The sequence below is a fragment of the Microbacterium sp. K41 genome (genome assembly GCF_004794395.1).
In the GTDB taxonomy this organism is placed as follows: Bacteria; Actinomycetota; Actinomycetes; order Actinomycetales; family Microbacteriaceae; genus Microbacterium; species Microbacterium sufflavum.
In genome coordinates this window covers 1-17,387 of sequence record NZ_SSDO01000459.1, presented here as the reverse complement: position 1 = coordinate 17,387, position 17,387 = coordinate 1, and the positions used below count along the sequence as shown (strand labels likewise).

Below are 17,387 nucleotides of genomic sequence, written 5' to 3'. Positions count from 1 at the left end.
CGCCGTCGTCGTCGCGCTGATCCGCCCCGGCTCCGGCCCGTTCGCGTGGCTTCCCGGGCTGGTCGCCGGTCTCGTCTCCGTGATCGTGCTGCGCCTGCTGATCCGCCGCCTCCGCCCGGTCGCCGGACTCGCACCGGACCACGAGGATCGCCGCCGCTTCCTGCTGTGGACGGCCGGGGCCGCCGCGGTCGGGCTCGTCGCGCTCATCGGCAGCTCGCTCGCCCGTGGCGCGACGCGCTCCGTCGAAGCCGTCCGTGCGGCGCTGCGGCTGCCCTCCCCGGCTCGCCCCGCCGCTGCCGTGCCCGCCGGGGCCGAGCTCGACATCCCCGGTCTCGCGCCGGTGGTCACCCCGAACGCCGAGTTCTATCGCATCGACACCGCTCTCATCGTGCCGCGCGTGGACCCCGCCGACTGGTCGCTGCGCATCCACGGCATGGTCGATCGCGAGGTCGTGCTCACGTGGGAGGAGCTGCTCGCCCTGCCGCTCGTGGAGGCCGATGTCACGCTCGCGTGCGTGTCGAACGAGGTGGGCGGCTCGCTGATCGGCACCGCGCGCTGGCTGGGGTACCCGGTGCGGGAGATGCTCGCCCGCGCGGGCGTCGACCCCGATGCCGACATGGTGCTCTCGACCTCGGCCGACGGCTTCACGGCCTCGACCCCGCTCGAGGCCCTCACCGACGACCGGGACGCCCTGCTCGCGGTGGGCATGAACGGCGAGCCGCTGCCGCTCGAACACGGCTTCCCGGTGCGGATGGTGGTGCCAGGGCTGTACGGCTACGTGTCGGCGACGAAGTGGGTGACGCAGCTGGAGGTCACCCGCTTCGACAGGGCCGCCGCGTACTGGACGACCCGGGGGTGGTCGGAGCGCGGGCCCGTCAAGCTGCAGTCGCGCATCGACGTGCCGCGCCCCGGGCAGCGTATCGACGCGGGCGACGCGGTGATCGCGGGCATGGCGTGGCAGCAGCACACCGGCATCGAGGGCGTCGAGGTGCGGGTGGACGAGGGGCCGTGGCAGCGCGCGGAGCTGGCCGCCGAGATCTCCGCCGACACGTGGGTGCAGTGGCGTCTGCCGTGGACGGCGGAGAGCGGCGCGCACACCATCGAGTGCCGCGCCGTGAACGCCGAAGGGGAGACCCAGACCGCGGACCGGGCGGCTCCCGTGCCGGACGGCGCCCAGGGCTGGCACCGCGTCGAGGTGACGGTCGCGTGAGCGCGTAACCACGAGCGCCGCGCCACCTAGAATTGCTCCATGCCCGCAGGCGAATCCTTCTACATCACCACGCCCATCTACTACCCGTCCGACGTGCCCCACATCGGCCACGGGTACACGACGGTGGCGGTCGACACGCTCGCGCGGTGGCACCGCCAGGCGGGGGATGACACCTGGATGCTCACGGGCACCGACGAGCACGGGCAGAAGATGCTGCGGGCGGCGGCGGCCAACGGCGTGACGCCGCAGGAGTGGGTGGACAAGCTGGTCAGCGAGAGCTGGTTCCCGCTGTTGACGACCCTCGATGTCGCCAACGACGACTTCATCCGCACGACGCAGGAGCGCCACGAGACCAACGTGCAGACGTTCTTCCAGCGCCTGTACGACCGCGGCTACATCTACGCGGGCGAGTACGAGGCGCTCTACTGCGTGGGCTGCGAGGAGTTCAAGCCGGAGTCCGAGATCGTCGACGGCACCGGTCCCTTCGAGGGGCTGAAGGTGTGTGCGATCCACTCCAAGCCGCTGGAGCTGCTGCAGGAGAAGAACTACTTCTTCAAGCTGAGCGAGTTCCAGGACCGGCTGCTCGAGCTGTACAAGACCGAGCCCGACTTCGTGCGGCCGGACTCGGCGCGCAACGAGGTCGTGTCGTTCGTGAGCCAGGGGCTCAAGGACCTGTCGATCTCGCGCTCCACGTTCGACTGGGGCATCCCGCTGCCGTGGGACGAGTCGCACGTGATCTACGTGTGGGTCGACGCGCTGCTCAACTACGCCACCGCCGTGGGCTACGGCTCCGATGAGGAGACGTTCGCGCGCCGCTGGCCCGCGTACCACGTGGTCGGCAAGGACATCCTGCGCTTCCACGCGGTGATCTGGCCCGCGCTGCTGATGGCGGCGGGGCTCGACGTTCCCCAGGGCGTGTTCGCGCACGGCTGGCTGCTGGTCGGCGGCGAGAAGATGTCCAAGTCGAAGCTGACCGGCATCGCGCCGACCGAGATCACCGACGTGTTCGGCTCCGACGCCTACCGCTTCTACTTCCTGTCGGCGATCGCGTTCGGCCAGGACGGCTCGTTCTCCTGGGAGGACCTGTCCGCCCGCTACCAGGCCGAGCTCGCGAACGGCTTCGGCAACCTCGCCTCCCGCACGACCGCGATGATCGAGAAGTACTTCGAGGGCATCGTCCCGCCGGCGGCCGAGTACACCGAGGCGGACCTCGCGATCCAGAAGATCGTCGCCGACGCCGCGACGAAGGCGGATGCCGCGATCGGCCAGTTCCGCATCGACGAGGCGATCTCCGCGATCTGGACCATCGTCGACGCGCTCAACGGCTACATCACCGAGAACGAGCCGTGGGCGCTGGCCCGCGACGACGAGAAGCGCGAGCGTCTGGGCACGGTGCTGTACACGTGTGCCGAGGGCCTGCGGGCCCTGGCGGTGCTGTTGTCGCCGGTGATGCCGCAGTCCACCGAGAAGCTGTGGATCGCACTGGGCGCCGCCGAGACGCTGGGTCGTCTGCAGGACCAGCCGATCCGTGAGGCGGGGGCGTGGGGCGTGCTGAAGCCGGGCACGAGCGTCAACGGCCTCGCGCCGCTGTTCCCGCGCGTGGAGTCCACGGCCTGACCGACACCCCATGACCGAGACGTACGTGCAGCGCCGAGACGGCGACGGGCGCAAAGACCTGCGGTATCCCGCAGCCCCTGAGCCCCTCGCCGTCCCGGTGTACGACAACCACGCGCACCTGGAGATCATGGACGGCGACGAGCCGTTGAGCCTGACGGAGCAGCTCGACCGCGCCGAGGCCGTGGGCATCGCCGGGGTCGTGCAGGCATCGGGCGACATCGAGTCGTCGCGCTGGGCGGTCGAGGCGGCGGCTTCGGACCGGCGCGTGCTCGCCGCGGTGGCGATCCACCCGAACGACGCGCCGACCTATGCCGAGCAGGGCCGTCGCGGCGGTGTCGGTCTCGACGAGGCCCTCGCGGTGATCGACGAGCTGGCGGCGCATCCGCGCACCCGCGCGATCGGCGAGACCGGGCTCGACTTCTTCCGCACCGAGCCGGAGCGCCGCGGGCCGCAGTTCGAGTCGTTCGAGGCGCACATCGCGCTCGCGAAGAAGCACGGCATCGCGATGCAGATCCACGACCGCGACGCGCACGACGCGGTGCTGGAGACCCTGTCGCGTGTGGGCGCTCCCGATCGCACGGTGTTCCACTGCTTCTCCGGCGACGCCGCGATGGCCCGGGTGTGCGCCGACGCGGGCTACCACCTGTCGTTCGCGGGCAACGTCACGTTCAAGAACGCGCAGAACCTGCGCGACGCGCTGAAGGTCACGCCGCTCGACCGACTTCTGGTGGAGACCGACGCCCCGTTCCTCACGCCGACGCCGCTGCGGGGCCGTCCGAACGCGCCCTACCTCGTGCCGATCACGGTCCGCTTCCTGGCCGCCGAGCTCGGCATCGGCGTCGACGAGCTGTCCGCGCAGCTCGCCGAGAACACCCTGCGGGTCTACGGCTCGTTCACCGACTGAGCGTCCACGTCGTCCGGGCCGGTCTGGGCGACCGGTTTCGCGCTCACGATCTGCGAGATCGGCCTCCACACCAGCAGCAGCGTGATCGCTGCGCCGCCGAACGCGAACCACCACGGTGCGGTGAGCCCCCACAGCTGGGCGATCACTCCGCCGAGCGCCTGGCCGACGATCATGCCCCCGAACACCCCGACCATGTTGACCGAGGCGACGCGCCCCTGCAGCTCGGCGGGCACGAGACGCTGCCGGACGGTCGTGGAGATCGTGCCCCACACGAAGGCGTACGCGCCGAAGAAGAACATGATGATCAGCGCCACCCAGCCGGCGGTGGTGAGCGCGAACGCCAGGTGCATCAGCACCTCCAGCGAGAGCACGATGCGCATGAGGGTCGCGAACGACACGTGCCGTTCGAGCCACCCGAAGCTGAACGTCGCGAGGATGCCGCCGGCCGCGGACGCCGTGGTGAGGGCGCCGTACCCCACCGGGCCCATCTGCAGGTGCTCGGTCGCGTACAGCACGAGCACGCCCCACGGCGCCGCCCACGTGACGTTGAAGACGAGGATGATGATCACCAGCATGCGCACGGGCGGGTTGCGCCACAGCCAGCGCAGCCCCTCCGCGATGTCGGTGTGCACGGGCGGGTGTGCGGCGGCGTCCGCCCGGGGCGGCACGGGCGTGCGGGCCATGCGGGAGATCAGCACGACCGCGAGGCTGACGCACAGCACCTCGACCAGGAACGGCCAGGCGTGCCCCGCGGCGAACAGGAACGCCCCGAGGGGAGGATCGGCGAACTGGTTGGCCACGAGGTAGCCGGCCTGGAGCCGCGCGTTGCCGATCCCGAGGTCATCCGGCTTCACGATCATCGGCAGCAGCGTGCTGCTCGCGGTGTCGACGAACACCTCGGCCGAGCCGTACAGGAAGGCCACCGCGAGCACGATCCCGATGTTCGCGGTGCCCGTCACGAGGAACACGCACAGCGCCGCGAGCACGACCGCCCGCGCGGCGTTCGCGATCATCACCAGGCGCCGACGGTCGAAGCGGTCGGCGATGGCCCCCGCGTGCAGGCCGAACAGCAGCCAGGGCAGGAACTGGAGGACGGCGCCGGAGGCGACGAGGATCGGCGACGAGGTCATCGAGGCGATGAGCAGGGGAGCGGCGGCCAGCGCCACGCCGTCGCCGATGTTGCTCGTCCACGACGACGCGAGCAGCCAGCGGAAGTCCCTGCCCATGCGCCGCGGAGCGATCAGTTCACCGAGGGAGGGCATCCCCGCAGGATAGCGAGTGCCGGGGACGGTCGGGCTTTCGGCGAGAATGGACGCATGACCGTCACCCTGCTCGGAGCCGCCGAGATCCGCCGACTGGCCGCCGAGCTCGATGTCACCCCCACCAAGAAGCTGGGCCAGAACTTCGTCACCGACGCGAACACGGTCCGCAAGATCGTGCAGGCCGCGCGCGTGCAGCCGGGCGAGCGCGTGGTCGAGGTGGGGCCCGGCCTGGGTTCGCTGACGCTCGCGATCCTGGAGACCGGGGCCGCCGTCACCGCCGTGGAGATCGATCACCGCCTCGCCGCCCGCCTGCCGCAGACCGCCGCCGAGCACGGCGTGCCCGAGGGGGCGCTCACGGTGGTCGATGCCGACGCGCTGCGGGTGGCCGAGCTGCCCGGCGAGCCGACCGTCCTGGTCGCGAACCTGCCGTACAACGTGTCGGTGCCGGTGCTGCTGCACTTCCTCGAGACCTTCCCCTACCTGCATCGGGGCGTCGTGATGGTGCAGGCCGAGGTGGCCGAGCGCCTGGCGGCGAAGCCGGGGTCGAAGATCTACGGCTCCCCGAGCGTGAAGGCCGCGTGGTACGGCGAGTGGCGGCTCACCGGCACGGTGTCGCGGCAGGTGTTCTGGCCCGTTCCGAACGTCGACAGCCTGCTCGTCGGGTTCGATCGGTCGGAGGGCGAGCGCGGTTCCGAGGCCGAGCGTCGCCGCACCTTCGAGATCGTCGATGCCGCGTTCAACCAGCGCCGCAAGATGCTCCGCCAGGCGCTGTCCGGCGTCTTCGGCAGCTCGGCCGCCGCGACCGAGGTGCTGACGGCCGCCGGCGTGGCTCCGACCGCCCGCGGCGAGGACCTCACGGTCGACGACTACCAGCGCATCGCGCAGCAGGCACCCGCGGCCTGAGGTTCTGCCCCTCGACACCGCCGGGCTCCCGCCGTCGCGGCGGGAGCCCGGCGGAGCTGCGGGCAGGACGCGGAGCTCAGACCCCCGAGGGGATCTCGGTGAGCGTGCGGTCGTGCAGGGGCTGCACGGGTCGGTGGTTGTCGGGGTACACGGCGGTGAACGCGGCGAGCTCCTCCGCCGACACCGTCACCGGGGTGAGGTAGACGTTCCAGCGCACGCCCTCGGTGCACGGCGGCGTGGTGAGCGAGCCGTCGTACTGCACGCTCACGCCGTCCGCCGGGATGAGCGCGGCGGGGTCGATCTTGTGGCTCAGCGGCGTGCCCTTCTCGCTCACCGTGGGCGTGATCGAGGAGAAGAACTCGTCGAGCGCCGTGCTGGCCGCCCCTGCCTGCAGCATCACGCCGAGCACGAGCACCGAGCCGTCCTCGGCCTTGTGCACCAGGTGGAGCTCGGCGGGAGCCGTGCGTCCGTCGATCGTGTGCTCGCTGCTCGCGTGCAGGTGGAACTGCTGCAGCTCGTACGTCTTGCCGTTCACCTCGATCGAGTTGGACGTCGGGTCCTCCGGGATCGCCTCGATGGTGTGGCCGTTGTTCTCGATGTCGAACGCGGCGGGGGCGTAGTGCGTCACGACCTTCTGCGCGGCGGTCCCCATCTGCACCGTCGAGGTGTCGATGGCGATGGGGGACTCGTGGGAGCTGTCGACGTTCTCGCACGCGGCGCCGAACTTCCCCCAGTGCTCGGGGCCGTTGGACCCGCGGTACGACCACTCGGCGTCCGCGGAGGCGCCGGGCGAGGGCGACGCAGACGCGGCGGGGGTCGTGGCGGGGGTCGTGGCGGCGGGTGCGCAGCCGGCGAGAGCGCCGATCGCGAGGGCCGCGGTGGACAGAGCGAGAGCGGGGCGGATCTTCATGTTGTTTCCTTCGGAGTGTGCGGCGCGCGCTGCAGGCACAGCGGATCGCCGCGCACCACACCGCGACGCCATCGGGACGATGCCCTGGCGGACTGCGTGATCACCCGGACGGCCAGTTGTCACTGCCCCGCGGCGTCCGAGCGGCACGAGTGTAGGCGACGAAACCCGGAGTTGCCCGTGGTCCCGCACCGCCCGTCGTCCCCGCCTACCAGCGCATCGGGCGCCACGCAACGGCGATCCCGGATCCCACACCGCCCGGTAATCTGGCACCGTGACCGATTCCCCGCGCTTCCGTCCCGATGTCCCCGAGCTCCACCGCCCGTACGCCGCCGACGAGGGCCGCTACGGACGGTTCGCCTACCGTCAGGTCGGGTCGTCCGGCCTCTACCTGCCGCCGATCTCGCTCGGGCTGTGGTGGAACTTCGGCGACAACATCCCGCTCGACAACCAGCGCGCGCTGCTGCGTCACGCGTTCGACGGCGGTATCACGCACTTCGATCTCGCGAACAACTACGGCCCGCCCTACGGCTCCGCCGAGAAGAACTTCGGTCGCATCTTCGCGGAGGACTTCCGGCCTTACCGCGACGAGCTCATCATCTCGTCGAAGGCCGGCTGGGACATGTGGCCGGGCCCGTACGGCGACTACGCGAGCCGCAAGTACATCCTCGCCAGCGCCGAGCAGTCGCTCACGCGCATGGGCCTGGACTACGTCGACATCTTCTACTCGCACCGCGTCGATCCGGTCACCCCGATCGAGGAGACCGTGGGCGCGCTCGACACGCTCGTGCGGCAGGGCAAGGCGCTCTACGTGGGCATCTCGTCGTACAGCGCCGAGCGCACGGCCGAGGCGGTCGCCGTGGCGAAGGATCTCGGCACCCCGCTGGTCATCCACCAGCCCGCGTACTCCATCCTGAACCGGTGGATCGAGGACGGCCTCACGACGACGCTCGAGGAGTCGGGTCTCGGCGCCATCGCGTTCACGCCGCTCGCGCAGGGACTGCTCACCGACAAGTACCTGGGCGACGGCACCGCCGACCGGGCGCAGCAGCGCGGCTCGCTCCCGAAGGGCAAGCTCACCGACGAGGCCGTGCAGACGCTGCGGGCGCTGAACGACGTGGCGAAGGGCCGCGGACAGTCGCTCGCCCAGCTGGCGCTGCAGTGGACGCTGCGCACCCCGGTGGTCGCCTCGGCCCTGATCGGGGCGTCCCGGCCCGAGCAGCTCGACGAGAACCTCGCCGCGCTCGACGGGCCCGAGTTCACCGCGGAGGAGCTCGCCCGCATCGACGAGCTGTCCGGGGGGATCGACGTGAACCTCTGGGCCACCTCCTCGGATCTGTGACCCGGTCATGAGCCTCGCCTCGGCCGCCGGATCCGTGCACGTGCGCGCGCCGGGGAAGATCAACGTCTATCTGGGGGTCGGTGGCCGCCACGACGACGGCTACCACGCCCTCGCGACGGTGTTCCAGGCGGTGTCGCTGTACGAAGACGTGATCGCGCGGCCGGCGGACGACTTCTCGATCACGGTGTCCGGGGTCGAGGACGACGGCTCCGTGCCGCTCGACGACCGCAACCTGGCGATGCGCGCGGCCAAGCTGCTCGCCACGGCCACCGAGCACACCGGCGGGGTGGCGCTCGAGGTGCGCAAGAGCGTTCCGGTCGCTGGCGGCATGGGGGGCGGATCGGCCGATGCCGCCGCGGCCCTGGTCGCGTGCGATGCGCTGTGGGGGACCGGTCTGTCGCCCGCGCGTCTGCACGACCTGGCGGCGCGGCTCGGCGCCGACGTCCCGTTCGCCCTGCACGGCGGCACGGCGGTGGGCACGGGGCGCGGTGATCAGCTGAACCCGGCACTCGCGCGCGGCCGCTTCGACTGGCTGCTGGTGACGAGCGAGCAGGGCCTGTCGACCCCGGTGGTGTACGAGCGGCTCGACCTGCTGCGCGAGGAGGAGGGTGCGCTCGCCGATGACCCGCCGCTGTCGCTCGACGTGCCGATCCCGGTGCTCCAGGCGCTGCGCACCGGAGACCCGCGCCAGCTCGCCGATGCCTTGCACAACGACCTGCAGGCGGCGGCGCTGCACGAGCGGCCCGACCTGGGTGACACGATCGACCGCGGGATCGCGGCGGGTGCCCTGCACGGGATCGTCTCGGGCTCCGGTCCCACGGTCGCGCTGCTGTGCCCCGATCCCGAGACCGCGCAGGACGTGCAGACCCGGCTGCGGGACGAGGGGCTGGACCCGCTGCACGTGCACGGGCCGGTGCCCGGCGCCCGCATCCTCGGCTGAGATCTCCCGCCGCGACGTCCTCCGGCCCACGGCCCGTGACGCCTTCGGGATGCACGGCGCGGTCCCGGCAGACATAATGAAGTGACGATGTGACCGTGCACACGCGAGGAGGCAGTGATGTCCACGTCCTCCGAGCGTGCCCGCCTGCCGAGCATCCGCGATGTCGCCCGGCTCGCGGGGGTGTCGCACCAGACGGTGTCCCGCGTGCTGAACGATCACCCCAGCATCCGGCCGGAGACCAAGGCGAAGGTGCTCGACGCGATCGCCGTGCTGGACTACCGGCCGAACCTCGCGGCGCGCGCGCTGGTGACGAGCAAGTCGAACATGCTGGGCATCCTGTCCGCCACGATCGGCGAGTTCGGCCCCACCTCGTCCATCGCCGGGATCGAGGATGCGGCGCGCGAGGAGGGCTACTCGGTCTCCACGCTCAACCTCCCCTCGACCACGCCGGAGGCCATCGGCAACGCGGTGCGCCAGCTCGAGCGGGAGCAGGTCGACGGGATCGTGGTGCTCGCGCCACAGGTGCGCGTGTTCCATGTCTTGCGCGGCATGTCCGGCGCGATGCCCTTCGTCACTCTGCAGACGGCGTCGGGCTCGGACGGCGTGAGCCTGTCGGCCGATCAGGTCGCCGGTGCCAAAGCCGCGACGGAGCACCTCATCTCGCTCGGGCACAGCGACATCCTGCACCTGGCCGGACCGCAGGACTGGATCGAGGCGGAGTCGCGCATGCGGGGCTACCTCGACGCGCTGCGCGATGCCGATCTGCCCACGTTCCCGCCCATCCGCGGGGACTGGACGGCGGACTTCGGCTACTTCGCGGGCAAGGAGCTGTCGCACCGCCGCGACTTCACGGCGGTGTTCGCGGCGAACGACCTGATGGCAATCGGACTGCTGCACGGCTTCCGCGACGCCGGGGTGCGGGTGCCGCATGACGTGAGCGTGATCGGCTTCGACGACATCCCGGTCGCGGCCCACGTGGCACCGACGCTGAGCACCGTGCACCAGGACTTCCCGGAGCTCGGCCGTCGCGCGGTGCGCATCCTGCTGGCGCAGATCCGCGGTGAGGATCCGCCCGCGTTCGGGGCGCTGCAGACGCTGCTGCGGGCTCGCGAGTCGGCCGCCGCCCGCTGAGCCGATCCGGCGCGTTCGGGGCATTCGATTCCCGCGGGCCGCGCCCCTCCACGGATCGAATCCTTTCGATCCGCCGCGCCGCCGGGATGCCCGTGTTCCTGCGGATCGCGAGGAGATCACGGTCGCGACACGGAATGCCCGCGCCGACTTGACACCGCTCCCGCGGGAGACGACGATGTATCGATGTGAACGGTCACATCGAAGGTGACCGCACGTCGCGAGGAAGATCCGTGAGCACCACTGCAACGTTGCCGACCGTGTCAGGCCCGATCCTGGAGATGCGCAGCATCACCAAGGAGTTCCCGGGGGTCAAGGCCCTCGCCGACGTCTCGATCACCGTCCGCGCCGGCGAGATCCACGCGATCTGCGGCGAGAACGGCGCCGGGAAGTCGACGCTGATGAAGGTCCTCTCCGGGGTGTACCCGTACGGCAGTTACGACGGGGAGATCCTGCTGTACGGCGAGGAGCAGCGCTTCAAGGACATCGCCGCGAGCGAGCAGGCGGGCATCGTCATCATCCACCAGGAGCTGGCGCTCATCCCCGAGCTGTCCGTCACCGAGAACATCTTCCTCGGCAACGAGATCCGCCGCTTCGGCCGCATCGACTGGCAGGCGCAGAAGGAGCGCACGATCGAGTTGCTCGCCCGCGTCGGGCTGAGCGAAGACCCCGACGTGCCGATCAAGACCCTCGGCGTCGGCAAGCAGCAGCTCATCGAGATCGCCAAGGCCCTCAACAAGGACGTCAAGCTCCTGATCCTCGACGAGCCGACCGCGGCCCTGAACGAGAACGACTCCCAGCACCTGCTCGACCTGATCCTGGGGCTCAAGGCCAAGGGCATCGCGTCGATCATGATCAGCCACAAGCTCAACGAGATCGAGCAGATCGCCGACGAGATCACGATCATCCGCGACGGCCGCACGGTCGAGACGCTCGACATCTCCCGCGGCGAGATCAACGAGGACCGCATCATCCGCGGCATGGTCGGCCGGTCGCTGGAGAGCCGCTACCCCGACCGCACGCCCGAGATCGGCGAGGTGTTCTTCGAGGTCAGGGACTGGTGGGTGCAGCACCCGACGGTGCCGGAGCGCATGGTCGTGAAGGGCTCGAACCTGAACGTGCGGCGCGGCGAGGTCGTCGGCATCGCCGGGCTCATGGGCGCGGGGCGCACCGAGCTCGCCATGAGCATCTTCGGTCGCTCCTACGGCACCTACCTCTCCGGCACGCTCGTGAAGGACGGGCAGGAGATCGAACTGCCCGATGTCGCTGCGGCCATCAAGCACGGCCTCGCCTACGTGAGCGAGGACCGCAAGGTGCTGGGGCTCAACCTGCTCGACACCATCAAACGGTCGATCGTGGCGGCGAAGCTGTCGAAGATCGCGCACAACGGGGTGGTCGACGCGCGCGAGGAGTTCGCGGTCGCCGAACGCTACCGCAAGGCGCTGCGCATCAAGACCCCCTCGGTGGAGGAGGGCGTCGGCAAGCTGTCGGGCGGCAACCAGCAGAAGGTCGTCCTCGCGAAGTGGATGTTCACCGACCCCGACCTGCTGATCCTCGACGAGCCCACCCGCGGCATCGACGTCGGCGCCAAGTACGAGATCTACGCGATCATCAACGAGCTCGCCGCCCAGGGCAAGGGCGTGATCGTGATCTCCAGCGAGCTGCCCGAGCTTCTCGGCATCTCCGACCGCATCTACACCGTGTTCGAAGGCCGGGTCACCGACTGCATCCCGGCCGACCAGGCGACCCCCGAGGACCTCATGCGCAGCATGACCTCCGCGACCCAGAAAGCATCCGCATGACCACCGACTCGACCACCGCGAAGCGCGGCTTCCACTTCAAGGACATCACGAAGATGTTCGGCGGCGGCGGCACCTCCACGCTGCGCCAGTTCGGCATCCTCGGCAGCCTCGTCGTCATCCTCGTCGTCTTCCAGGTGCTGACGTGGATCGTGAAGGGCACCGGACTCACGCTGTCGTCCGGGAACCTCATCAACGTCGTCAACCAGTACTCGTACATCCTGATCCTGGCGATCGGCATGGTGATGGTCATCATCATGGGGCACATCGACCTCTCGGTCGGCTCGGTCGCCGCGTTCACGGGCATCGTGGTGGCGAAGGCGATGCAGGACTGGAACCTTCCCTGGCCGCTCGGCATCCTGCTGGGACTGGGGGTCGGTGTGCTCGTGGGAGCCTGGCAGGGCTTCTGGGTCGCCTATGTGGGAGTGCCGGCGTTCATCGTGACCCTGGCCGGCATGCTGTTCTTCCGCGGGGCGAACCAGTGGGTCGGCGACTCGCAGTCCGTGCCCGTTCCGGAGGGCTTCAAGATCATCGGCGCGGGGTACCTGCCGGAGATCGCACTGCCGCTGCCGTTCAACATCCCGACCATGATGCTGGCGCTCGCCGGCGTGGCGTGGATCGTGTTCTGGGAGATCCGTACGCGTCGCGTGCAGCGCAAGATGGGCTCCGACATGGCGCCGCTGTGGGTCAGCGTCACCAAGGTCGTGCTGATCTCGGCGGTCATCCTCATCGCGGGCTGGCTGTTCGCCACCGGCCGTGAGGGCACCAGCTTCCCGATCTCGGGCGTCATCCTGCTCGCCCTGGTCATCCTGTACTCGTTCATCACGAACAACACCGTGTTCGGCCGGCACATCTACGCGGTCGGCGGCAACCGGCAGGCGGCGCGCCTGTCGGGCGTGAAGGACCGCTGGGTCGACTTCTTCGTGATGATGAACATGTCGGTCCTGGCCTCGCTCGCCGGCATGATCTACGTCGCGAGGGCGACCGCGTCCGGTCCCCAGGACGGCAACGGCTGGGAGCTCGACGCGATCGCCTCGGTCTTCATCGGCGGTGCGGCCGTCTCGGGCGGCATCGGCACCGTGATCGGGTCGATCATCGGTGGTCTCGTGATGGCGTTCCTCAACAACGGCCTCGCCCTGCTCGGCGCCGGCGCCGACGTCGTGTCGATGATCAAGGGCCTCGTGCTGCTGTTCGCGGTCGGCATCGACGTGTGGAACAAGCAGCAGGGACGCCCCTCGATCACCGGCTTCCTCACGCGTCGCTTCGGCCGCAAGCAGGACCCGGCCACCGACACCTTCGATCCGACGAAGACGAACTACCCCACCAGCCAGAAGTACGAAGCCCCCGCCGTCGAGGAGACGCGCGGAAAGTAAGGGCCGCGTCGCGCAGCGCACGCGCGACGAGACCTGCACACACCAGAGAAAGAGATCACATGAAGAAGATTCTTCTGTCGGCGACAGCGCTTGTCGTCGCGGGCGCATTCGCCCTCACCGGCTGCTCCTCGGAGCGCGGCGGTGACACGGGATCGGGTTCCGGCGATGAAGCGACGAAGGGCTTCGCCGCCGACGCCACGATCGGTGTCGCCCTCCCGGACAAGACCTCGGAGAACTGGGTCCTGGCCGGTCAGCTGTTCACCGATGGCCTGGAGAAGGCCGGGTTCAAGGCCGACGTGCAGTACGCGCCGGCCAGCAACACGGTCGCCGAGCAGCAGAACCAGATCCAGGCGATGGTCACCGGCGGTGCCAAGGTCATCATCATCGGCGCGAAGGACGGCAAGCAGCTCACCACCCAGGTCGAGGCCGCGCGCGACGCCGGTGTCGCCGTCATCGCGTACGACCGCCTGATCGAGAACACCGACGCGGTGGACTACTACGTCGCGTTCGACAACTTCGAGGTCGGCAAGCTCCAGGGCCAGGCGCTCCTCGACGGTCTCGCCGAGCGCGCGGGCCACGAGGCGCCGTACAACATCGAGCTGTTCTCGGGTTCGCCGGACGACGCCAACTCCGCCGTGTTCTTCAACGGCGCGATGGAGGTGCTGCAGCCGAAGATCGACGACGGCACGCTGAACGTCGTCTCCGGTCAGACCGAGATCTCGCAGACCGCGACCGAGGGATGGAAGCCGGAGAACGCCCAGCGTCGCATGGACTCGATCCTCACCTCGACGTACGGCTCGGAGACGCTCGACGGCGTCCTGTCCCCGAACGACACGCTCGCGCGCGCCATCATCACCTCGGTGCAGGGTGCCGGCAAGCCCGTCCCGGTCGTCACGGGTCAGGACTCCGAGGTCGAGTCGGTGAAGTCGATCATGGAGGGCGTCCAGTACTCCACGATCAACAAGGACACCACGCTGCTCGTGGAGCAGGCCATCAAGATGGTCGGCCAGCTGCAGAAGGGCGACGAGGTCGACGTCAACGACACCGACCAGTACGACAACGGCAAGAAGGTCGTTCCGGCCTACCTGCTCCCGCCGGTCATCGTCACCAAGGAGAACGCGGCCGAGGCGTACGCCAACGTGCCGAGCCTCCTCGAGATCGTGAAGTCGTACCAGTAACACGATTCGCACAGCGCACGAGCCGTCCGTCCCATCAGGGGCGGGCGGCTCGTCCGCGTGAGGGCCCGTGCCTGTCCGGCGCCCGCGTCACGGGGCTGTGTCGTTCGCGGCGCCCGTGACGCCAGCGCACCGGCGCCGATCACGAGGTCGCGTCACGAGGTGCGCGTCATGGAGGCGCGGGTGAGGAGCAGGAGGGTGAGGGCGATCCCGGTGAGGGCGACCGCGACCCAGACCGGTCCGAGAGGTCCGGTGCCGGTCGCCAGTGCCGCGGCTCCGAGCACGGGGCCCGCGGCCGCTCCGACGTTCAGGGCTGCGGTCGCGGCGGAGCCGGCCATGGTCGGTGCCCCGGTCGCGGCGTACAGCACCCGTGTGACCAGGGTGCTGCCCACCCCGAACGACAACACTCCCAGCACGAGCACGCCGGCGAGCAGAGTCGCGGGGTGGGTCGCGAGGAGCGCGAACGCCGTCCAGCCGGCGAGCAGCAGCGGTCCGCCGATGCCGACCACCAGCCCGGGGTGCCGGTCGGAGAGTCGCCCAGCGACGGTCACACCGACGAACGACCCGACGCCGAAGAGCACCAGGGTGATCGCCACCCATCCCTCGGCCAGGTGCGCGGTCTCAGTCACGATCGGCGCGAGGAACGTGAAGGCGGCGAACGTGCCGCCGTTGATCAGCGCCGCGAGCGCCAGAGCGATGGCGACCGGTCGGGTGCCGAAGACGCGCAGCTCGGCACGCAGGGTCGGCGCGGCCGCGGGCGCGGGCGTGGGTGTGGGCGCTGGTGTGGGTGTGGGTGTGGGTGTGGGCGTGGCCGCGGGCGCGGGCGCGGGTGTGGGTGTGGGCGCTGGTGTGGGTATGGATGTGGACTCTGGCCGGTATGGAGCGATCACGCGCGCAGGGACGCCGCGGACGATCCCGAGGAGGGCGGGCACGCAGAGCAGCGCGACCGCCCAGAAGGTGGCGCGCCACCCCCAGGCCGCGCCCAGCACGGTGCCCGCGGGAACGCCCGCGACCGTGGCGACGGTGGTGCCGGCCAGGAGCACCGAGACCGCGCGCCCGGTCTGGCCGGGCGGCACCAGCGACGTCGCGGTGCGCAGGGCGACGGCGAGGAAGCCGGCGTTGGCGATCGCGCTCACCACCCGTGTGAGGAGCAGGACCTCGAACGACGTGGTGAGGGCGCCGAGCACGTGGCACGCGCCGAACGCGAGCAGGCACAGGAGCAGGGTGAGGCGAGGCGGCCATCCGCGCGCGAAGGCCGCCATCACCGGGGCGCCCACGACCATTCCGATCGCGAAGGCGGAGGTGAGCAATCCCGCTGATCCGACGGGGATGGCGAGGTCGTCGGCGATCGCGGGGAGGAGCCCGGCGAGCATGAATTCGGACGTGCCCATGACGAACACCGTCAGGGCGAGGGAGTAGAGGGCAAGAGGCATCGAGGACTCCGAGGTGAGAGAGCAGAAGAGGTCTTCTGGTCACCACGGCCAGCCCGGTGCGACGGGTGCGACGGGGGAGCGCCCGCCCGGGGGCGGATGCGACGAGTCAGCGAGTGTCGGGGCTGGCGGTGCGACCGGCAGCCCCCGACCTGTCTGATTCGGGGCTCGACATGCTTCCACTCTAGGGGGAGGCGCGCTCGCCGTACCTGCCGCGCTCGCCGCACTCGCTGCACCCACCGCTCGCCGCACCTGCCGCACTCGCTGCACCCACCGCTCGCCGCACCCGCCGGCATCATCAATGCGCTCGCAGCATCGCGACTCAGAACGGTGCCGCCTCCGCGAACACCACCGATGGCCGAGGCGGCGGGCGGTCGAGGTAGCTCCGTCCGGTCGGACTCGTCCACTCCAGAAGGCCGCCCGGCCGCTGTCGCACCTGCCACGGGGAGTGGTGCTTGAGGGTGTGGTGTCTGCGGCAGAGGGTCGCCAGGTTCCGGTGCTCGGTCTTCCCGCCGCGGGCCGCATCGTGGCTGTGGTCGAGGTCGCTCTTCCGCGCCGCGAGGCCGCATCCGGGGAAACGACAGCGCTGGTCGCGCGCTCGCAGGTGCCGGCGGAGCTCCTCGCTCGGCCGGTAGCGGTCGACCGCGAGCGTCGCGCCGCTGATCGGATGCGTCAGCACCCGGTCCCACCCCGCGGCGCCGCCGGTCAGATGTCGGGCGGTCTCCGCATCGATCGGCGTCTGACCGTCGAGCTCAGCCGGAGCGCCCACCGCCGTGGGGTGATCGTCACGAAGAAGGGTCAGCACAGGCACCGTCACCTCCACGCGCGCCCGCAGCTCGCCCAGCAGACCGTCCGCCGTGTCGTGGCCGGCCGGGGTGCCAGTCAGCACCAGATCGGAGAGCAGGTCGGCTCGCAGCTGGTCGACCGTGCGGGTGTCGGGTGTGGCAGGGGAGGGCTCGGTCGCGCCCCGCTCCGCGCGCGCGTTCTCCTGCTGTACGGCGTGAGCCATCTGCGACAGCCGGTCGAACATGCCGTGGACGAGTGCCGCCGGTCCGTGCATGCCCAGGTCGGCCATCCCGTCGCCTGCGTCTTTCACCCAGACCCGCCGCTGCTCGCGGGCGTCGCGGTGCCGTTCGGTGACCGTGCGCTCCTGGAAGCGTTCGGCGAGGCGTCGCACGAGCGGCCGCAGCCGGTTGGGCGAGGTGGTCTGCGCGAGGGCTACGGCGTCGTCGGCGAAGGCCGACCGCTCGGAAGCGTCGTGGAGATGCGCGCCCGCGTCGAGGATCGCGCGCGCGTGCGCCGCGCTGATCAGCCCGCGGCCCTGCGCCTCCCACACCGCGGGGAAGCGCTCGACCAGCCAGGACGCCTCGGACATGCGCCGTTCGACCGCGCGATCG

Annotated in this window: 14 protein-coding genes; 10 read left to right on the top strand and 4 right to left on the bottom strand. The window is 70.4% G+C overall.

Annotated elements, in window-relative coordinates; genetic code table 11:
- From DW309_RS14885 to DW309_RS14875, 3 genes are all read left to right on the top strand, one after another.
- The coding region (locus tag DW309_RS14885; RefSeq protein ID WP_136045809.1) for a molybdopterin-dependent oxidoreductase at positions 1 to 1,210 on the top strand (1,210 nt) is incomplete at its 5' end.
- Between the two features lie 39 nt (positions 1,211 to 1,249).
- Positions 1,250 to 2,827 (top strand): methionine--tRNA ligase, encoded by a 1,578-nt coding sequence (metG, locus tag DW309_RS14880; protein WP_136045808.1) that lies wholly within the window; start codon positions 1,250 to 1,252, stop codon positions 2,825 to 2,827.
- A gap of 10 nt (positions 2,828 to 2,837) precedes the next feature.
- Positions 2,838 to 3,731 (top strand): TatD family hydrolase, encoded by an 894-nt coding sequence (locus DW309_RS14875; protein WP_136045807.1) that lies wholly within the window; start codon positions 2,838 to 2,840, stop codon positions 3,729 to 3,731.
- Here the strand turns inward: DW309_RS14875 and DW309_RS14870 are convergent.
- On the bottom strand, positions 3,710 to 4,993 hold the full coding sequence (locus tag DW309_RS14870; RefSeq protein WP_136045806.1) for an MFS transporter: 1,284 nt from the start codon (positions 4,991 to 4,993) through the stop codon (positions 3,710 to 3,712). The two genes, DW309_RS14875 and DW309_RS14870, sit on opposite strands and share 22 nt — an antisense overlap.
- Before the next feature lie 54 nt (positions 4,994 to 5,047).
- Here DW309_RS14870 and rsmA point away from each other — a divergent pair, with 54 nt between their 5' ends.
- On the top strand, positions 5,048 to 5,896 hold the full coding sequence (rsmA, locus tag DW309_RS14865; protein ID WP_136045805.1) for a 16S rRNA (adenine(1518)-N(6)/adenine(1519)-N(6))-dimethyltransferase RsmA: 849 nt from the start codon (positions 5,048 to 5,050) through the stop codon (positions 5,894 to 5,896).
- A gap of 76 nt (positions 5,897 to 5,972) precedes the next feature.
- Here the strand turns inward: rsmA and DW309_RS14860 are convergent, their stop codons facing one another.
- Positions 5,973 to 6,806 (bottom strand): carbonic anhydrase, encoded by an 834-nt coding sequence (locus DW309_RS14860; protein ID WP_168387294.1) that lies wholly within the window; start codon positions 6,804 to 6,806, stop codon positions 5,973 to 5,975.
- A gap of 271 nt (positions 6,807 to 7,077) precedes the next feature.
- On the opposite strand from DW309_RS14860, the gene mgrA reads away from it, so the two are divergent.
- From mgrA to DW309_RS14830, 6 genes are all read left to right on the top strand, one after another.
- The gene (gene mgrA, locus DW309_RS14855) at positions 7,078 to 8,145 is read left to right on the top strand and encodes an L-glyceraldehyde 3-phosphate reductase (RefSeq protein ID WP_136036205.1); all 1,068 of its coding nucleotides are present in this window, start codon (positions 7,078 to 7,080) and stop codon (positions 8,143 to 8,145) included.
- Positions 8,146 to 8,152: 7 nt separating this feature from the next.
- Positions 8,153 to 9,085, top strand: a complete 933-nt coding sequence (locus DW309_RS14850; protein ID WP_136045803.1) for a 4-(cytidine 5'-diphospho)-2-C-methyl-D-erythritol kinase — start codon at positions 8,153 to 8,155, stop codon at positions 9,083 to 9,085.
- Between the two features lie 117 nt (positions 9,086 to 9,202).
- Positions 9,203 to 10,216: a LacI family DNA-binding transcriptional regulator gene (locus DW309_RS14845; RefSeq protein WP_136028596.1), complete on the top strand. Its 1,014-nt coding sequence runs from the start codon at positions 9,203 to 9,205 to the stop codon at positions 10,214 to 10,216.
- Between the two features lie 185 nt (positions 10,217 to 10,401).
- A complete protein-coding gene (gene mmsA, locus DW309_RS14840) occupies positions 10,402 to 12,015 on the top strand; it encodes a multiple monosaccharide ABC transporter ATP-binding protein (RefSeq protein ID WP_443677175.1) in 1,614 nt (537 codons plus the stop codon).
- Positions 12,012 to 13,385 carry a multiple monosaccharide ABC transporter permease gene (mmsB, locus tag DW309_RS14835; protein ID WP_136045802.1) on the top strand — a complete coding sequence of 458 codons (1,374 nt, stop codon included), beginning with the start codon at positions 12,012 to 12,014 and terminating at the stop codon, positions 13,383 to 13,385. Before mmsA ends, mmsB begins: the two co-directional genes overlap by 4 nt.
- 59 nt (positions 13,386 to 13,444) lie before the next feature.
- The gene (locus tag DW309_RS14830; RefSeq protein ID WP_136045801.1) at positions 13,445 to 14,563 is read left to right on the top strand and encodes a substrate-binding domain-containing protein; all 1,119 of its coding nucleotides are present in this window, start codon (positions 13,445 to 13,447) and stop codon (positions 14,561 to 14,563) included.
- Between the two features lie 152 nt (positions 14,564 to 14,715).
- Here DW309_RS14830 and DW309_RS14825 read toward each other — a convergent pair whose 3' ends face one another.
- A complete protein-coding gene (locus DW309_RS14825; protein ID WP_136045800.1) occupies positions 14,716 to 15,993 on the bottom strand; it encodes an MFS transporter in 1,278 nt (425 codons plus the stop codon).
- A 319-nt stretch (positions 15,994 to 16,312) separates the two neighbouring features.
- On the bottom strand, positions 16,313 to 17,387 hold a 1,075-nt coding region (locus DW309_RS14820; protein ID WP_136045799.1), incomplete at its 5' end, for an HNH endonuclease signature motif containing protein.

Excerpts from the sequence above, each read along its gene's own strand:
- DW309_RS14825 (WP_136045800.1), bottom strand. The coding sequence starts at position 15,993 with ATGCCTCTTGCCCTCTACTCCCTCGCCCTGACGGTGTTCGTCATGGGC.
- DW309_RS14860 (WP_168387294.1), bottom strand. The coding sequence starts at position 6,806 with ATGAAGATCCGCCCCGCTCTCGCTCTGTCCACCGCGGCCCTCGCGATC.
- DW309_RS14850 (WP_136045803.1), top strand. The coding sequence starts at position 8,153 with ATGAGCCTCGCCTCGGCCGCCGGATCCGTGCACGTGCGCGCGCCGGGG.
- DW309_RS14830 (WP_136045801.1), top strand. The coding sequence starts at position 13,445 with ATGAAGAAGATTCTTCTGTCGGCGACAGCGCTTGTCGTCGCGGGCGCA.
- DW309_RS14875 (WP_136045807.1), top strand. The coding sequence starts at position 2,838 with ATGACCGAGACGTACGTGCAGCGCCGAGACGGCGACGGGCGCAAAGAC.
- mmsB (WP_136045802.1), top strand. The coding sequence starts at position 12,012 with ATGACCACCGACTCGACCACCGCGAAGCGCGGCTTCCACTTCAAGGAC.
- metG (WP_136045808.1), top strand. The coding sequence starts at position 1,250 with ATGCCCGCAGGCGAATCCTTCTACATCACCACGCCCATCTACTACCCG.
- DW309_RS14845 (WP_136028596.1), top strand. The coding sequence starts at position 9,203 with ATGTCCACGTCCTCCGAGCGTGCCCGCCTGCCGAGCATCCGCGATGTC.
- DW309_RS14870 (WP_136045806.1), bottom strand. The coding sequence starts at position 4,993 with ATGCCCTCCCTCGGTGAACTGATCGCTCCGCGGCGCATGGGCAGGGAC.
- rsmA (WP_136045805.1), top strand. The coding sequence starts at position 5,048 with ATGACCGTCACCCTGCTCGGAGCCGCCGAGATCCGCCGACTGGCCGCC.